Source organism: Gottfriedia acidiceleris (genome assembly GCF_004138285.1).
Lineage (GTDB): Bacteria > Bacillota > Bacilli > Bacillales > Bacillaceae_G > Gottfriedia > Gottfriedia acidiceleris_A.
In genome coordinates, this window is the sequence record NZ_SCFN01000017.1 from 1 (window position 1) to 15856 (window position 15856).

General features: G+C 32.6%; 20 protein-coding genes and 1 pseudogene. 5 read left to right on the top strand and 16 right to left on the bottom strand.

The window, feature by feature from the left end:
• Nucleotides 1-69 precede the first annotated feature (69 nt).
• Nucleotides 70-444 carry a MerR family transcriptional regulator gene (locus EP747_RS18645; protein WP_129691588.1) on the bottom strand — a complete coding sequence of 125 codons (375 nt, stop codon included), beginning with the start codon at nt 442-444 and terminating at the stop codon, nt 70-72.
• A gap of 102 nt (nt 445-546) precedes the next feature.
• Here EP747_RS18645 and EP747_RS18650 point away from each other — a divergent pair, with 102 nt between their 5' ends.
• Entirely contained in the window at nt 547-810 is a 264-nt protein-coding gene (locus EP747_RS18650; protein ID WP_129691589.1) for an NAD-dependent epimerase/dehydratase family protein, read from the top strand.
• 29 nt (nt 811-839) lie between these two features.
• Nucleotides 840-995 (top strand): hypothetical protein, encoded by a 156-nt coding sequence (locus EP747_RS24355; protein ID WP_165347145.1) that lies wholly within the window; start codon nt 840-842, stop codon nt 993-995.
• 171 nt (nt 996-1166) lie between these two features.
• On the opposite strand, the gene EP747_RS18655 is transcribed toward EP747_RS24355, so the two are convergent.
• From EP747_RS18655 to EP747_RS18675, 5 genes and pseudogenes are all read right to left on the bottom strand, one after another.
• Nucleotides 1167-2411, bottom strand: coding sequence for an MFS transporter (locus tag EP747_RS18655; RefSeq protein ID WP_129691590.1), 1245 nt, complete (start codon nt 2409-2411; stop codon nt 1167-1169).
• Nucleotides 2412-2536: 125 nt separating this feature from the next.
• Nucleotides 2537-2917 (bottom strand): annotated as a pseudogene (locus tag EP747_RS18660) (VOC family protein).
• 85 nt (nt 2918-3002) lie between these two features.
• Nucleotides 3003-4025, bottom strand: coding sequence for an ROK family protein (locus EP747_RS18665; RefSeq protein WP_419179327.1), 1023 nt, complete (start codon nt 4023-4025; stop codon nt 3003-3005).
• Between the two features lie 177 nt (nt 4026-4202).
• Nucleotides 4203-4682, bottom strand: coding sequence for a PaaI family thioesterase (locus tag EP747_RS18670; RefSeq protein WP_129691591.1), 480 nt, complete (start codon nt 4680-4682; stop codon nt 4203-4205).
• A 247-nt stretch (nt 4683-4929) separates the two neighbouring features.
• On the bottom strand, nt 4930-5274 hold the full coding sequence (locus EP747_RS18675) for a DUF2199 domain-containing protein (RefSeq protein WP_235832937.1): 345 nt from the start codon (nt 5272-5274) through the stop codon (nt 4930-4932).
• Nucleotides 5275-5487: 213 nt separating this feature from the next.
• Between EP747_RS18675 and EP747_RS18680 the strand changes: the two genes are divergently transcribed.
• Both EP747_RS18680 and EP747_RS18685 read left to right on the top strand, forming a co-directional pair.
• Entirely contained in the window at nt 5488-5694 is a 207-nt protein-coding gene (locus EP747_RS18680; protein ID WP_129691592.1) for a helix-turn-helix transcriptional regulator, read from the top strand.
• Nucleotides 5691-6122, top strand: coding sequence for a hypothetical protein (locus EP747_RS18685; protein ID WP_129691593.1), 432 nt, complete (start codon nt 5691-5693; stop codon nt 6120-6122). The genes EP747_RS18680 and EP747_RS18685 overlap by 4 nt, the downstream gene beginning before the upstream one ends.
• 252 nt (nt 6123-6374) lie before the next feature.
• Here EP747_RS18685 and ltaE read toward each other — a convergent pair whose 3' ends face one another.
• Nucleotides 6375-7397 (bottom strand): low-specificity L-threonine aldolase, encoded by a 1023-nt coding sequence (ltaE, locus tag EP747_RS18690; RefSeq protein ID WP_129691594.1) that lies wholly within the window; start codon nt 7395-7397, stop codon nt 6375-6377.
• 113 nt (nt 7398-7510) lie between these two features.
• The gene (locus EP747_RS18695; RefSeq protein ID WP_129691595.1) at nt 7511-8518 is read right to left on the bottom strand and encodes a helix-turn-helix domain-containing protein; all 1008 of its coding nucleotides are present in this window, start codon (nt 8516-8518) and stop codon (nt 7511-7513) included.
• 285 nt (nt 8519-8803) lie between these two features.
• Between EP747_RS18695 and EP747_RS18700 the strand changes: the two genes are divergently transcribed.
• The gene (locus EP747_RS18700) at nt 8804-9958 is read left to right on the top strand and encodes a tyrosine-type recombinase/integrase (protein ID WP_129691596.1); all 1155 of its coding nucleotides are present in this window, start codon (nt 8804-8806) and stop codon (nt 9956-9958) included.
• Between the two features lie 133 nt (nt 9959-10091).
• On the opposite strand, the gene EP747_RS18705 is transcribed toward EP747_RS18700, so the two are convergent.
• From EP747_RS18705 to EP747_RS18740, 8 genes are all read right to left on the bottom strand, one after another.
• Nucleotides 10092-10361 (bottom strand): hypothetical protein, encoded by a 270-nt coding sequence (locus tag EP747_RS18705; protein ID WP_129691597.1) that lies wholly within the window; start codon nt 10359-10361, stop codon nt 10092-10094.
• A gap of 3 nt (nt 10362-10364) precedes the next feature.
• The gene (locus EP747_RS18710) at nt 10365-10751 is read right to left on the bottom strand and encodes a hypothetical protein (protein ID WP_098861249.1); all 387 of its coding nucleotides are present in this window, start codon (nt 10749-10751) and stop codon (nt 10365-10367) included.
• A complete protein-coding gene (locus EP747_RS18715) occupies nt 10751-11122 on the bottom strand; it encodes a DUF2089 domain-containing protein (protein WP_129691598.1) in 372 nt (123 codons plus the stop codon). The genes EP747_RS18710 and EP747_RS18715 overlap by 1 nt, the downstream gene beginning before the upstream one ends.
• A 320-nt stretch (nt 11123-11442) precedes the next feature.
• On the bottom strand, nt 11443-12291 hold the full coding sequence (locus tag EP747_RS18720; protein WP_129691599.1) for a MerR family transcriptional regulator: 849 nt from the start codon (nt 12289-12291) through the stop codon (nt 11443-11445).
• 79 nt (nt 12292-12370) lie between these two features.
• The gene (locus tag EP747_RS18725) at nt 12371-13534 is read right to left on the bottom strand and encodes an MFS transporter (RefSeq protein WP_129691600.1); all 1164 of its coding nucleotides are present in this window, start codon (nt 13532-13534) and stop codon (nt 12371-12373) included.
• 263 nt (nt 13535-13797) lie between these two features.
• The gene (locus tag EP747_RS18730; RefSeq protein ID WP_129691601.1) at nt 13798-14097 is read right to left on the bottom strand and encodes a hypothetical protein; all 300 of its coding nucleotides are present in this window, start codon (nt 14095-14097) and stop codon (nt 13798-13800) included.
• Between the two features lie 145 nt (nt 14098-14242).
• Nucleotides 14243-14629, bottom strand: coding sequence for a cupredoxin domain-containing protein (locus EP747_RS18735; protein WP_129691602.1), 387 nt, complete (start codon nt 14627-14629; stop codon nt 14243-14245).
• Between the two features lie 126 nt (nt 14630-14755).
• The gene (locus tag EP747_RS18740) at nt 14756-15805 is read right to left on the bottom strand and encodes an LLM class flavin-dependent oxidoreductase (protein ID WP_129691603.1); all 1050 of its coding nucleotides are present in this window, start codon (nt 15803-15805) and stop codon (nt 14756-14758) included.
• Nucleotides 15806-15856 lie beyond the last annotated feature (51 nt).

Sequence of the window (15856 nt, forward strand, 5' to 3'; positions counted from 1 at the left end):
GGATATACAAATTTCTATTAAAAGAAGACCGTTTGCACACCACTTAATAATATAAATTAGTCAAACAATTTATACATTTTTAGTATCATTATTTAATGTCTTCCTGTATTCTAACATGATATTAAGTGTAACAAGCATTTGATCATATTCATTTCTCATCCGTTCGATTTCAGTAATTTTTTGAGATATCCATTCAATTACCTGTTGATTAGAACGGGTATTTTTATCTTTGTCCTCTAATATATCTTTTAGTTCAGTTAAAGAACACCCTATTCCCTGAAATTTTTTGATGAGTTTCAGTCGTTTAACCGCCTCGTCTGAATAATTACGATAATTATTTTCCTCTCTTTGAACGTGACGACTATCCAATAAGCCTTCTTTTTCATAAAACCGAATAGTGTGGACTGTTAAACCCATCTTTTTAGCTAACTCATTAATCTTCAAAAAAATTCCTCCTAAAACGCCTTGCCTTAGAGCCAACTCTATAGTTTATACTACAATTGTTCAAGCAACTATACAACTAAACAGTTTCAGGAGGATAAAATTATGCGAATATTTGTGACAGGTGCAACAGGATACGTCGGTACTGCTGTAGTACAAGACCTCATTAATGCAGGTCATAAAGTCGTCGGGGTTACTCGCTCAGACAGTGGTGCAATGAAACTAAGAGAAGCCGGGGCTGATGTACATCTAGGAAATCTTAACGACCTCGAGAGTATATATAACGGTGCCAAGGCTGCTGACGGCGTTATCCACTTAGCGTTTAATAATGATTTTTCTGATTTTGCTAGCGAGAAAAAATCGTCATAGGAATATTTTTCTTCTCAGGAATTGTTTCTATGATATCGAGTATTATATTTGGAATCTTGGGAGTAAAAAATAATGAGAAAGGATTCTTAAAATATGTTGGAATGCTAATTGTATTTCTATTCGTTATAGGGGTTACAATTATGCCATTGTTGCTAATGGCTATATTTGGTTTTAGAGAACCATAATGTTTTAGTAGATTTATAGAATGGATATCGATATTTCGCTGTTCATTTAATGGTTATTATAAGACTTAAATGAAAAAGAGGACGATTGATATAGTACGCCCTCTTTTTGTTTTTGAACAAAAGCATGTGTAATCCACATAAGAAAATACTCATTCCAATAAATCTTTCTAACTACAATTTTAGGGAATTAGATACTTTCGAGTCCATTTCCAAATTATTTTGTTTTCTAATTGGTTTCGCAGCTTTTGAAAGCAGTCCAGAGATAGTAACAGCAATTAATACGAAAATCAGAGCGCGAAGTAGCCCTACATATTCACCAATAATTCCTAAAAATGGTGGTCCTACTAGGAATGCAAGGTAACCAGCCGTCGATACTGCACTTACTCTTGCAGCTACTCTATGTGGATCGTCTCCTGCAGCGGATAGTCCAACTGGAAAACCAAATGCTGCCCCAAGTCCCCAAAAAACAATACCAAAAGTTGCTACTTCGAAACTGTGGCTCATTATAACAATCATCAGTCCTACAAAAGCCAAAAGTGCTGATGCTCGCAAAACGATAACTCGACCAAAACGGTCTAATATTTTATCACCTATTGCCCGTCCAATAGTCATTGAACCGACAAAAATACCATATGCAATGGAACCCATAGCTGGGGTAACATTGTAGCCATCAACCACAATAAGGGGTAACCAGTCATTAGCAGAACCTTCAACGAAAGCCATTCCAAGTACAATGATACCAATCATTACTGTGCGTCGCTCTTTCCATACAGCCATATATTCTTTCGTTCTGTTTACCTTAACAGAGTCACTATTAACTTCTTTACCTGTGTCGGCAGGTATGTAACGGTATAAAGACAAAACAGCAGTCAAAATGATAACCAAGGCTGTAAGTGACAAGTGAATAGGTACAGAGATTCCCGACTTAGTCATTGTCGAACCAACCAATGCTCCAAGAAGCGTACCCAAACTAAACGCAGCATGAAAACCGGTTAAGAGCGACTTTTGTGCAGCTCTCTCAACTGCGGTTCCCTCTACATTCATCGCTACATCACAAATTCCTTGCCCAAAACCGAAAACAACTAGCCCTAAAAATACCATAATACTATTTATCAGCCATGAACCACTGATACCAACAATTAAGAGTCCAAAAGAAACTACTGATAGACCAAAAACCATGACAAAACGTCCGCCCTTTTGAGCAATAAGAATACTAGCACTTGTCAATCCGATTATCGATCCTACGGAAAGCCCAAATATGATTACACCCATCTCTGCTGTTGTAGAACCTAGAGCATCCCTAATTGCAGGCGTGCGAGATACCCATGATGCGAATGCAAATCCAGTCAGTGCAAAAATGAAATAAATGGCGACCCGCCATAATTGAATTTGCCGGCTATTTAATGAAGAATCCATAATTAACCTCCTAGTTATAGAGTTATAAAACTTTTTAAACATGTTTAAAAAGTATGGTGAAAACAAACTTATTAAACTTATTTAAAAAGTGAAGAATCAAATACTTATTTAACATCTTTAATAAGTTAGACAGTCAACTCAATAAGATTCCCTTCAGGATCTTTTATAACACTCTCATAGTACCCATCGCCAGTCAAACGAGGCCCATTAATGAGGGAATAACCGCAATTTTTAAATTTGGCACTCATCTGATTGACGGCGTCTTCACTTCCTAAGGAGATTGCAATATGAGCCCAACCAATTTAATCATCGGGATTTGTCTTAACAATTCCCTCTTTACGCATAATCTCTAATCGTGCGCCAGATTCAAAAGTAAGAAAATAAGATTCAAATTTCTTTTCACTATTATGATATTTATTGTTTGACTTACAATTAAAAAAAGTTTCGTAAAACTCCCTCATCCCTTCCAGATCATTAACCCATATAGCAACATGTTCAATTTTCATTTATTTATCACTCCCCAGTATTATTTTTTTCTATATTTTAGAATTAATTGAGGCTCACCACCTTTTTTGACTATCTTTTAAATATTCAATCGATCATAAGTTTAAGACAAAGACTTTGTAATCCAAATAAATAGTCTTGTTTCCAATCACCCGTTGTAAGCACAGGGAGGTGTTCGGACGGAACGTAATTTGAGCTAGTAATTTTAATTTTATCTAATATAACTTTTTCAACTTCATCTTTACAAAAAATGATGATATGAGGGTTAATTATTGCTACAAATGAGGCGATTAACCTGCTGATTGCATCAATTTCATAGTCCTCACTTATGTTTAGGTTTTTAAGTCCTCTTCTATTTTTTAATGCCTGCCCAAAATTTCTTTCATCATACTGAGGAACGAATGAAACCTCTCCTGAGAAAAAAGTACTTCCTCTAACAACATCACCGTTTACCATAATTCCCGCACCTGGACCGTTTTGACCTGAATACAAATAAACAAGGGATTGCTTATCTTTTATATCTCTATTATTGTGAAAACCTAAAACAGCTGCATTCATATCGTTCTCTACTATGACAGGAATCGAAAAATGCTCTTCATAATATTCTTTTAAGTTAATGTTTTGAAACTGTTCGTATCCTGGGATATAAAACATTTTTCCATTATCAACCGCCGCTGGAACTCCAATCGACATTGAACTGATTTTTGGATATTTATTTATTATATTTTCAATAGTCATCGTTAAAAAATGCAAACTATTATCTATTAATGCACTTGGCGCATTGCCTTGTTCCTTTATTTCACCGACACAATTAAAAATTTTATAATTCGTTTCTGTTTTTTCTAAAAATATTACTAATCCTAACATATGTTCAGGATTGTAAGAATATCTTTTTGCCCTTCTTCCACCACTAGAGTTATCTAATCCAACTAAAAGAACTTCTCCTTCTTTTTCCATTTCTGTTAGAAACTTACTAATTGTCGGAAAACTAATTTCTAGCCTTTGACTTAATTCAATTTTAGTTGCACTTCCTAGTTTTAAAAGTGTTGTACGAATACCACGAAGGACCATTTTCTTCATAGTGCTTGGAGTTGCTAAAAATTCATTCACTAAATTCACCCCCTTAAAAAACTTATTAAACGACTTTAATAAGTTAATGACCTTAATTTACCATATACTCTTGATTAAAACAATTGAAATTGAATTATATAGAGAATTATAGATTTATATTTTTGAGTTAGTACATAAAAATAGAGTAGCGAAAAGCTACTCATAATCTTTAACTATTTATTTTAAAAATGTGCTAGGCATTACAACAAGAACTACCTCTCCACGAGCACAAAGAATATCATTTGCGAATAATTCTGTATGAACTTTCCATTTTTTAGGATGGATTTCTTCAACAGTTCCAACTGCTTTTAGTGGAACATCTTGTGGAGTTGGTTTAAGATATTCCACATTGAGGGCAGCGGTTACAAATCTAGGTGGTACTGAGCCATCTCCTATTTCGTTCCCATTCTTACGGTGTAAAGCAAGTGAGGCAGAACCTGTCCCATGACAATCAATTAACGAAGCTATTAATCCACCATAAATAAATCCTGGAATTCCCATGTACTTTGATTCCGGTGTAAAGATCGTAACAGTTTTATCACCATGCCACCCAGTCCGAAGATGATGACCATCTTTATTTAATCGACCACACCCATAACACCAAGCGAAATCATCAGGGTAAATATCTTGTATTGCTTTTTCAATTATTTCTTCCATCATTCATCCTCCATATTAATTTATTAAGTAAAATTCAACGTAATATGAGCAATTGTTCGTTCATATTGTACTATAAATATATACAAGGTCTTACTTATGCACAATAGTTTCCTGATAATTCCGTTAATATTAACTATACTTTTATAATAAAGTAATATTTTTTAAGTTTATAAATAACTAACTTTTGATACTAAAAATTATGTACACAAGGAGAATTAGTAACAGAACAACGTCTTATATTCAAACATTAGTTGAACAATTTCATTACTTTTTCATATGTATTTTCATAGTTCAAATTATTATAAAAATTCATTTCCCAAAAATCATTTATTTTATCGAAGTTCTCTTCGCTTAATGATACCCATACATCCCAAATAAATTTTTGATTTGTATCGATAATAGGAATTTCAATATTTCCACGAATAAAAAAATACTTATCATCAATAATACATAAATCATCGTTCATCTCGACTCGACCTTTGTGCTCATTAACTGGAATTTCAAAAAAATAGTCAGGAGCTGCACTTCCGTAATTCATCGGTAACTCCTCATGATATTTTCCACAACACTTGCATACAAAACCATTACTCAAGTGATTTCCCCCAATACGTTTACTAATTTGATAATAAACTAACTTTTATTTTTGATGAAGTGGAGAATCATTAATAAAACTAGACTGCCATTTACCAAAATAAAAAAAGCCGCATAATAACAGCTAAATGGAAAGTACGCTTGACATTACTCTTGTTGCACGATAAGCTTACTTTACGGAAAGTTAACTTTCCATAACAAAGGGGGGAACACGTTGCTAAACCGTTTAGAAGAAATCCGCAAACAACGCGGAATTAAGCAAGAGGAATTAGCAACAGCTCTTGAAGTGTCAAGGCAAACTATAGGTTCACTAGAAAACGGGCGTTATAACCCATCTATCCTTTTAGCGTTCAAGATTGCTCGTTTTTTCGGTATGAGTATCGAAGAAATTTTTATTTATGAGGAGGATGAAAGTATATGAAAAAAACTAAATCGATTTATTATCTTACTGTGGTAGCCTTAGTACTACTAGTAGGTGGTATATACTTCATCAAAACAAATGGAAATCCACAAGGTTTGCAGCGAGTGTTACCTTATATCTGTTTTGGCCTTGGCTGTAGTATTTTTGGTCACGGTATGGGAGAAATATTGATCCGCTTGGCTATGAAGAATAATCCCGTCGCAGCAAAGCAGCTAGAGATTGACAAGAAAGATGAGCGTAATTTGACAATCGCTAATCAAGCAAAGGCGAAAGCATATGACATGATGGTTATTATGTTTGGAGCTTTAATTTTAGCATTTTCCTTGATGGATATAGATTTAATAATGTTGTTGCCATTAGTTATTGCATATATGTTTTTCCTTGGATATAACAGTTATTACCGTATAAAGTTTTATAAAGAGATGTAATATAATTCATGTAATACCTTTAGCTAAATCATGTACACCGTAAGCATCATTTAATCCAAAAATGCCCTCTATTGACCATATGATTATATAATTTTCACCTATATTACCTTCAGCCCTATTTCCTTTATTTGATAATTCATTATTCAACTAAATTGCCAACTAGTTGAATAAAAAAAGTTTTCCATTTACACAAAAAGTATCCAAAATAAAAAAGAGGAATTTTCCTCTTTTTTTAAATTTCACACCGAAAATTTATATTGTTTTCATCACATCAATTACTTTATCAATATCATTTTTCGTAATCCAGTAATGTGTAGCAAAACGCATCATGCCATCTTCTTCTGGCGCAAAAGTGATAATTCCGTTCTCTTTAAAAATTTGTTCAATTTCTTCTGGACTTCTTCTCATATCAATCATTTGGAAGAATACTAAATTGATATGAAGTTGAGATGTGTCAACATTAATTCCTGGGATTTCACTTAGTCTATTAGCTAAATATTGAGCATTTTCATGATCTTCATGTAATCGTTTTGTCATTTTTTCTAATGCGATTATACCAGCGGCTGCTAAAAATCCAGATTGTCTCCAGCCTCCACCTAGTAATTTTCGTTTCTTTTTCGCTTTTTCAATAAAATCTTTACTTCCAGCAAGGATTGAACCTACTGGAGCACAAAGACCTTTTGATAAACAAAACATTACCGAGTCACTATATTGAGATAATTCTTTAACATCCGTTTTTAAATAAGTAGCAGCGTTAAATATCCTTGCACCATCTAAATGAACAGGAATATTTGCATCTTTTGCTATGCTATAAACTTGCTTCATATAGTCGATATCAACTACAGATCCATTTGAATAAGCATTTTCTAAACAGATTAGTGAGGTTTCTGGATAATGAATGTCATCAGGTCGGATAGAATGTTTGATTCGTTTAATATCCATCTTTCCGTAAGTTGTTTGTAATGTTCTTAGGTGAACACCTGCAATAATTGAAGCAGCACCTACTTCATGTTCGAATATATGGCAATCCTCCCCAAGGATGACTTCAGTACCACGATCACAATGTGTAAACAAAGCAAGCTGGTTACCAAATGTACCACTTGGCACAAATAAAGAAGCTTCTTTCCCAACCATAGAAGCAGCTAGAATTTCTAATTTTTGTACAGTTGGATCATCCCCATAAACATCATCGCCGACCTCGGCTGAAAACATGGCTTGTCTCATTTCATCTGTAGGATTTGTTACAGTGTCACTTCTTAAATCGATAAACTTCATTTTCATTCCCCTTTTTACTATTTTCAGAATTATCTAAACTAGTTTAATAGACGCATCGAGATTTAATTTCTAATACAAGTACCCATCTCGTTGTCGGAAATTGGAGGATAAATTTAGTTATTAAATGCGTTGTTTTTTTCAAATTCCTTTAAACCCATAAGCAAAAGCTTCTCAGTAATGTCCTCAATTCCAGTATGATGATCTAGTGCAATTTGTTTAATCTTTTCTTTTATTAAATCTTTCACAAAAATAGTTAGTTGCTCTTGATTACTCGTAAACACAATAAAACCTGGTCTAGTAGAAAGCTTACCATCAATTAAACAGTTTTGTAAAATTTCAAAATCTTGTTCAATTTGTACATCAAGATACGGTAGTTTAATTGGTTTTATTTCGACCTTAATTGAGTTGTTCATTATATAAAGATTCATATTTTGATGTCCAATGTGTTTATAAAATGAATCGATAATGCCAAAAATCGGGGCGCTAATTGATTGAGGTATTGGAAATTGAAATGAGATCATTCCTCTTTTAGTACTATGACTGGCTTTCTTCATTTCATAGGCCTTTCTAAAACCACGGCTTATAAGTTCTTCTTTGTTTAAAAGTTCTCCCATATTCGTTTTTGCTACGATTTCAGTATTTTCATTAAGCTCGATGATTCGGGCTTTTTCGTTCGAGTTTGGAATTTCATATAGACCGAATAAGTAAAATTCTAAGTCTTTTGTAAAAAATGACTTTTTTCTTGATGCATTTTTTTGTGAGAATTTTAGATTTTCAATTTCTTCTTCTGGAATAAATACAGTTAATCTACCTTTAAAATTTACTTTACTTGCGTTAATTTTTCCGGCTTTTATATATTGATGGATTGTTGCTTTTGATACTCCTAATAAATTAGCTGTTTCAAGAACAGTTAATCCTACCGGTTTTACAGTTTGAGACTTTAACTGATTAAGATCCTCTAGGTAAAACCTCATTGTCCCATCGATTTGCCAATCCTCATAAACAAGCTTAAGTTTCCCAGCCTTTACATAATTGTAAATCGTTTGTTTCGATACACCTAACAGTTCTACAGCCTCATTTGTTGTAACAATCTCTTTCGTATTTTGATCTTGTTCTAACATTGGAATTCTTCCTTTTTCATTGGTTTATAGACTCATTATATCATAATTATTTCCAACAAATTGTTAAAAAGTAATTAAACAGATACAAATTAATCTATTTATTTATAAATAATTAATTATACGTAATTTGTTTAAAGTAGAATAATAGTGTATTTTTCTACCTTAATCATTTCATGCATTTTAATATTTATAAAAAATTGAAGTGAATTATTTAACTGGAAAAAGTATTCGAATTAATACTATAAATACAATGATTTATGTATAATAGATTATGAGGTGAGTAATATGTTAGTAAAATCCAATCTACTTATTACAAATTCAATTCATTTCCCAGCTACGAATCTTATTGAATCCAACATAATTGAGTATTTAATAGATGAAACATACTTTCCTATTCTTCTACAAACAAAGTTTGAAAATGAAAAAAATCATCTGATGATCTATGAAAGTTTTTCTGATTTAGACATGATCTACTACTTTGTCCATCAAAGAAAAGATATTCAAAAATCGAAACAACGAAAAGATAGTACAAAGATGGAATACATACGAGAATTACTGCAGTTTTTTCGATACTTGATGAAGAGTGAAGAATTTTTGCGTCAGGATGTAGAATCTTATATAGAGACTTCATTTTTCAAAAATTTAAAACAAAGACACATCGATTCTTATCAACAATGGCTATCTACTTATCAGTACGGTTCAAACAAGAAACAATATCGTGTTACAACTCTTTCAAGAAAACTTGTGATATTAAAAAGCTTTTTTAAGTTTTTATTTGATAGTCATTATGTTCAAGTACCTTTATACACTCGAATATTGAATGCAAAAATTACAAAAGATGACCTACCAAATCGCGATTTAGAAGAAAGTGAAGTTAAAGCATTATTGAATTTTTATAATGGAAATATTTTAAAAACGACTATAATCAAATTATTAGCTACAACTGGTATGCGAATTCGGGAACTAGCTGAGGCAAATTGGGGTAAAGTTACAAAGGATTCAAACGGTTATTGGCTCGAAATTGTTGGAAAAGGAAATAAAAAACGTGAAGTTAAATTATTAAATCACGTATTTATAGATCTATGTAAACTAAGGAGTCGACGTGGTTTATCAAATCAAATTTCAAAAACTGATTCAAGTCCATTTTTTCCAAATAAACTGAATCAACATTATTCGTTTAAATATTTATCAAAATATGTAATTGAAATGATAAAAGATTCTGAGTTAACTTTTGTGAAAGATCATAATCGAACGAACAATATTAGTCCTCACTTCTTTCGACATCATTATGCATGTCGTTCAATTGAAAAAGGTGCCAGCATTTATCAAGTTAGTCGAAGTTTAGGTCATGAAAGTATTCAAACGACTGAACTTTATTTAGCAAAAATGATGAATCGAACACAAAATGCAAGTAATGTTTGGGATGATGAAGATTATTAATAAGAAAACCCCCATTTTAAAAAAAAGGGGGTTTTTATACTTTATGCTTGTTTACATAATATTATTATAAATAACTCGTTTAAAATATTTGGCGAAATATGAAAATATAAATTAGTGACTAAAAGATGGAACTTTAAAGCTTTACCACTACTTCAGTTCCATCTTTTAGCTTCGTATCAACAAGTATTAGTCCACGGTTTTTAGTAAGTCCCTGCAGTAACGGCTTCAAATCTTTTCTATCAATTTCAGGAAAATTGAATTTGTTACCATTTTTTTTAATTGCTTTATTTATTAAATGATTAAGCCATTTGGATGTGATGATCAAACTAGCTAAATTTAAAGCCGCATATGGAACGGGAATGGAGAATCGCTTTCCTTCTATTTTCACCTTGACCTTTAACATAATCTACTCAATCACAACAAAAACTTTATCACCGTTAGATGAAGTGATGTCAACGATTTGTCCGACCATTTCGTTTTCGATTGCTTCGATTAAGAGATCAACGTTAATATCTTTTACATATTTTTCAGCTTCAGGAATTTTTTCAGCAATATTTGTACCTACTTTTAAAACAGCCTTTACAAGATTAATCGGTACATTAACATTAACATTATCTCCAACTTCAGAGTTCACACGAATCTTTAAAATTTTATTTCCATATGGTTCTTTTTTTAAAGATACTCGTTCTGGCTGGTCTTTATCTTGTAAAATATTAATCAATTCACTTGCTTTATCCTTATCAATCTTTCCTTCTTCCATCAACGTTAAGATTCTTGAAATCTCGTCTTTCATTAAAAGTCCCCCTCTTTTAATAATTGAATTGCTTTCTCAGCCGTAATTTCGCCTTTTTCCAATAATGTTACAATTTTTGATTTATCTATTTCTGGTTTCTTTTGAGTGGAATATCCAAGAGTAGAGATAATTTCATCTAATTTTCCTCTGACGGTCGGATAAGAAATTCCTAGTTCCTTTTCGACCTCTTTGATATTTCCACGACATTTAAGAAAAATCTCAATAAAATGAAGTTGTTCTTGGCCTAGAGCCGCTAATTTCGATACTTCAAATTCATTTTCGATCGTTGTCTGACAATGATTACAATGTAGCTTAGTAATTTTAAGTGCCTTGCTGCAAACAGGACAATTAGTGAGTAAAGGATACGACATACTGTTCTCCTTTCTTTTATTTAATCATATCATACACTATATATTTAATTTTTCAAACAAAAATTTAAATTTATTTATAAAAATTTATATTTTAATTAAATTATTTAATATTTATATTTAATAAATTGATTCGTCGAACGTAAAAGTTTAATCTTTCTATAAATCTTTATCTTTTTATTCATTAATTCAATGTGTATATTAAATAAATTTATTTTTGGATCATAAAAGTAAAAAAAAAGACTCTTTAAGGAGTCTGGATAAAATCTTTAATTAGCTCGCTCATTATCTATGAGCTTTAGAGGATCATATTTTTTGTCTATCTATTCTCTTTCATCATCGACCAATACTCTCATTTCAATTAAAAATTCTTCTTTTTGATTCGGTGAATAATTATTATGTATTAATGACTCATATATATCACTTTTAATCGTTATTTGATGTTTGTCTATATAGTTAATAAGTCTTTGTAAGTTTGTAAAATAATCATCCGATGATACGCTTTTATAAGTAATGCATATGTATTTTCCTTCGGGTATTGTTGAAACCTCGGTACCCGGCAATAGTAGTGTAGTTTGTTTTTTTGTTAAAACGGGTGTAAATAAATATTGATATGTTACTTCATTAACATGTGTATAAAATTTATATGGCACAATGGCACCATACCCATTGTTCCTAAAACCTTCTGTAGATGCAGCAAATTTCTTCAATTTACTGTATGAGGCATTTAAAATATTTTTCGGGTCTATCCCTTTAGCTTTTGTCTGTATGATTTGCATTTCTTCTTCATACGAAAAAAACACTTCACCAAATTGAGGATAATCCTTTTGTTTTTGCAATCCTTTTTTTGCATTCGCGATGATTTTTTCAATTTCGATTAATGAATCTATTTTTTCCTTTACAATTTTTTCTTGTTCTGTTAAAAAGGAGAAAAATTCATCCCTCTTTAGCCCCTGTACTTCTTTCATCTCTTCTAATGGAGTACCAATATATTTGAGTGATTTGATTAAATCGAGAAGATGAATTTGTGAGTCTTTGTAATATCGATAATTCGTATCTGGATCGACATAGGCTGGTTTAAATAAGTTGATTTTATCATAATATCGGAGTGCTTTAATTGAAATATTAACTAATTTGGATACCTCACCTATTGTATAAAGTTTTTCCTTCACTTCAATCACCTCCACAATCTTATTTTAGCAAAAGAAGCATATTCTTTATTCGAAAAAAAGAATACGCTTTTTTGATTAATTATGCTGTTCGATATACTGGCATTTTCCAGGCAATTGTTAAACCAACACCACTCGCTAATAAGACTGTTGCAAAATAAAATGGATAGTTTAAGTCTATATCAAATAGGATTCCACCTATTATAGGTCCTATTACATTCCCAAAACTAGTAAACATTGAATTCATTCCACCTACAAAGCCTTGTTCATTACCTGCAATCTTAGATAAATAGGTTGTAACGGCTGGACGCATTAAATCAAAGCCTAAAAATACTGTAATCGTCACAAGTAAAATCATAAAGTATGAGTTCACAATTGTCATTAAAAACACTAGTATTGTAGAAAGGATTAAACTATATCGAATTAATCGAATTTCTCCCATCCATTTAGTTAATCGATCAAATAGTGCTACTTGAGCAATCGCACCAACGATCCCGCCGCCAGTAATCATGATTGCTATGTCTTTCGGTGTAAAACCAAATTTATGATTTGTGAACAGTGAAAATAATGATTCAAAAGCTGACAATCCAAATTGTGAAATCAATATAACCATAAACGAGATAAAATACATCGGTGCAAAAATCCGTTTAAATCCTGGTTTTTGTCCTTTTTCTTCATTACTGACTTGATTTCGTTCTGGCTCGGGAAGGACTGTAATAGATAAAATCCCTGCGAAAATCGCCAATCCTGCTGCAAAGAAGAAAGGTATGCGTGGACCATATTCTGCTAAAAATCCTCCAACACCTGGTCCAACAATAAAACCTGTTGAAATTGCAGCCGACATATAGCCGAGTGCTTTTGCTCTTGTTTCGACAGTTGTAACATCTGCTATAAATGCTGTTACAGCTGGCATAATGAATGCCGCACTTATACCACCTAGCATACGTGAAATAAAAAGAACCTCAATCGTTTTACCCATTCCGAATAAAAACTCTGAGATACTAAAGATTAATAAACCCGTTATAATCATTTTTTTACGTCCGAACTGGTCTACCCAGCGACCTGCAATTGGTGAAAAAAATAATTGTGTAATAGCAAATGCAGCTACCATATAGCCGACAATTGTACCAGATATATTTAACTCATTCATAATTGAAGGTGTGACTGGTATTACTAAGCCAATTCCTAAAAAAATAATGAATAAATTCATTAATACTAAAGATAACATTATGTTTTGTTTTTTCATCTTAACTCAACTCCTTTTAAAACTCTACAAAACATAATGTAAAGCCTCCTCCAAGGGGAGAGTCAATTGATTTTTTTATCATTTTTAAATTCTATTTTTATGAATTCGCTTTCTTAATTTTATTAAATTAAATCTTTTAATCTATTTCTTTAAAATATAAAAAAGAGCCTCTTTGAGAGAAGCTCATTGTAATTGGTACTTTGCATTAATCTATATAATATCATTGAAAGCTTTTAAAATTTTTATATATCTTAATGATAATCTTATTTAACGTGACGAGTTTTTTGAAACATTCCGAGAATGCTCGATGTGACAAAACCAAGGGTTAGCGCGAAGGTTATATGTTGGTACAGACCGACGTCATCAACAGCACCCATATGATGCCAAATATCGTTTGGTAGCGTTTTCCAAATATACCACAAGCATGATGTTACGATAACGGTAATAATTGGAATAGTCAGGCGCTTCCCAAGCGATGAAGCAATAAACATCATTAAAGCTAAACCAAGAATCGGTGTACTACCAAAAAACCATTGAAGTATATGAAAATCGATATTCTCCATCCATATCCCTCCTCATTCTAATTGTATGAGGAGTTTTTATTAAAAAGTAATGAAATGCCTTTATAAGTTAGAAATTAAGATGGCATTTCTTTAATGTGGAAGTTTATCAATATATAAATAAAGTCAAGGCCGGGTGGCCTTGACTTTATTTTACAATTACTTTTCCTACCATACCTACATTAAAATGGTACTTACATGTAAGATCATATGTATTTGCTTGTTTTGGTAACACTGAAATGGTTTTTTCACTTCTCGGTTGAACTTCTTCATCAATATTGAGCATTTTCACAGTAAATGTATGTGGTTTACTCCCTTTATTTCTCAATAATAAAGTTGTTTTTGTACCATTTGGAATCGTGATGTTTTTCGGATTAAAGTAATCATCATTCAACTCTACTACGATTGTTTGTGCTCGGTCATTTGCATCTGAACCTTTAGATTCAGCAAAAGCTTTGAAATTACCTGGTGTTGCCATCAACACAATCGTTGCTAAAAAAACAATTAGTCCTGATAACCAATTTTTTATTAACATTTGAACTCCCTCCTTTCCTATGCAATATTCTTTTCCATTTGATGGAATATTATCACGATTTTTTAAAAATAACTGGTATAAAAAAACTGTTCTCTTTAGAGAAAACAGTTTTTAATTTATTTCAAGTTATAGATTTGCTTCCCATTTTGCGATTTCTTCTCGTACGATTGGTGCAACTTCTTTACCCAATAGTTCGATTGCGTTCATTACGTCTGCATGTGGCATCGAACCAACTGGTACGTGAAGCATAAATCTTGTAATACCTACATTTTTTCGGAGGTGAATGATTTTTTGTGCTACAGTATCAGAATCACCAACATAAAGTGCACCTTCAAAGCTTCGTGCCGTATCAAATGCAGATCGGTCATAAATTCCCCATCCCCGTTCCTTTCCAAGCTTATTCATAACTTGCTGTGTTGATGGGAAAAATTTATCAGCTGCAGTCCTAGTATCCTCTGCGATGAACCCATGTGAATGGGATGCAATCTGTAGTTTGTTTACATCATGACCAGCATGAGCTGCTGCTTTTTTATAAAGCTCGACAAGTGGTGCGAACTGAATTGCCCGTCCACCTATAATAGCAATTACTAGTGGAAGTCCTAATAATCCAGCTCGAACAACTGACTCACTGTTTCCGCCGCTTCCAATCCAAATTGGCAGGGGCTCCTGTACTGGACGAGGATAGATTCCTATATTGTTAATGGCTGGACGATGTTTTCCACTCCATGTTACGAATTCAGATTTTTGCAAGGTTAACAGTAAATCCAGTTTTTCTTCAAAAAGTTCATCATAGTCGTTTAATTTATAGCCAAATAAAGGAAATGATTCGATGAATGAACCCCGTCCCGCCATGATTTCCGCTCGTCCATTCGAAATACCATCAAGCGTAGCAAAATCTTGAAATACTCTTACCGGATCTGCTGATGATAGTACAGTTACGGCACTTGTTAGCCGAATACGATTTGTTTGGAATGCAGCCGCTGCTAGTACGACAGCTGGCGATGATGCTGCAAAATCATTACGATGATGTTCACCTACTCCAAATACATCTAATCCTACTTGATCTGCAAGAATAATCTCCTCAACCACTTCACGCAATCGTTCTGCATGACTTATTACATCACCCGTATTTGCATCAGGTGTTGTTTCTACAAAAGTACTGATTCCTATTTCCATTAAACTATTCCTCCGAATTTCTGTAATTTTTAATCAGATTTTGAGTAGATT

What these genes read in the sequence shown, in the direction of transcription:
- EP747_RS18650 (WP_129691589.1), top strand. Translation starts at nt 547, where the DNA reads ATGCGAATATTTGTGACAGGTGCAACAGGATACGTCGGTACTGCTGTA.
- EP747_RS24355 (WP_165347145.1), top strand. Translation starts at nt 840, where the DNA reads ATGATATCGAGTATTATATTTGGAATCTTGGGAGTAAAAAATAATGAG.
- EP747_RS18655 (WP_129691590.1), bottom strand. Translation starts at nt 2,411, where the DNA reads ATGGATTCTTCATTAAATAGCCGGCAAATTCAATTATGGCGGGTCGCC.
- EP747_RS18670 (WP_129691591.1), bottom strand. Translation starts at nt 4,682, where the DNA reads ATGGAAGAAATAATTGAAAAAGCAATACAAGATATTTACCCTGATGAT.
- EP747_RS18685 (WP_129691593.1), top strand. Translation starts at nt 5,691, where the DNA reads ATGAAAAAAACTAAATCGATTTATTATCTTACTGTGGTAGCCTTAGTA.
- ltaE (WP_129691594.1), bottom strand. Translation starts at nt 7,397, where the DNA reads ATGAAGTTTATCGATTTAAGAAGTGACACTGTAACAAATCCTACAGAT.
- EP747_RS18695 (WP_129691595.1), bottom strand. Translation starts at nt 8,518, where the DNA reads ATGTTAGAACAAGATCAAAATACGAAAGAGATTGTTACAACAAATGAG.
- EP747_RS18700 (WP_129691596.1), top strand. Translation starts at nt 8,804, where the DNA reads ATGTTAGTAAAATCCAATCTACTTATTACAAATTCAATTCATTTCCCA.
- EP747_RS18705 (WP_129691597.1), bottom strand. Translation starts at nt 10,361, where the DNA reads ATGTTAAAGGTCAAGGTGAAAATAGAAGGAAAGCGATTCTCCATTCCC.
- EP747_RS18710 (WP_098861249.1), bottom strand. Translation starts at nt 10,751, where the DNA reads ATGAAAGACGAGATTTCAAGAATCTTAACGTTGATGGAAGAAGGAAAG.
- EP747_RS18715 (WP_129691598.1), bottom strand. Translation starts at nt 11,122, where the DNA reads ATGTCGTATCCTTTACTCACTAATTGTCCTGTTTGCAGCAAGGCACTT.
- EP747_RS18725 (WP_129691600.1), bottom strand. Translation starts at nt 13,534, where the DNA reads ATGAAAAAACAAAACATAATGTTATCTTTAGTATTAATGAATTTATTC.
- EP747_RS18730 (WP_129691601.1), bottom strand. Translation starts at nt 14,097, where the DNA reads ATGGAGAATATCGATTTTCATATACTTCAATGGTTTTTTGGTAGTACA.
- EP747_RS18735 (WP_129691602.1), bottom strand. Translation starts at nt 14,629, where the DNA reads ATGTTAATAAAAAATTGGTTATCAGGACTAATTGTTTTTTTAGCAACG.
- EP747_RS18740 (WP_129691603.1), bottom strand. Translation starts at nt 15,805, where the DNA reads ATGGAAATAGGAATCAGTACTTTTGTAGAAACAACACCTGATGCAAAT.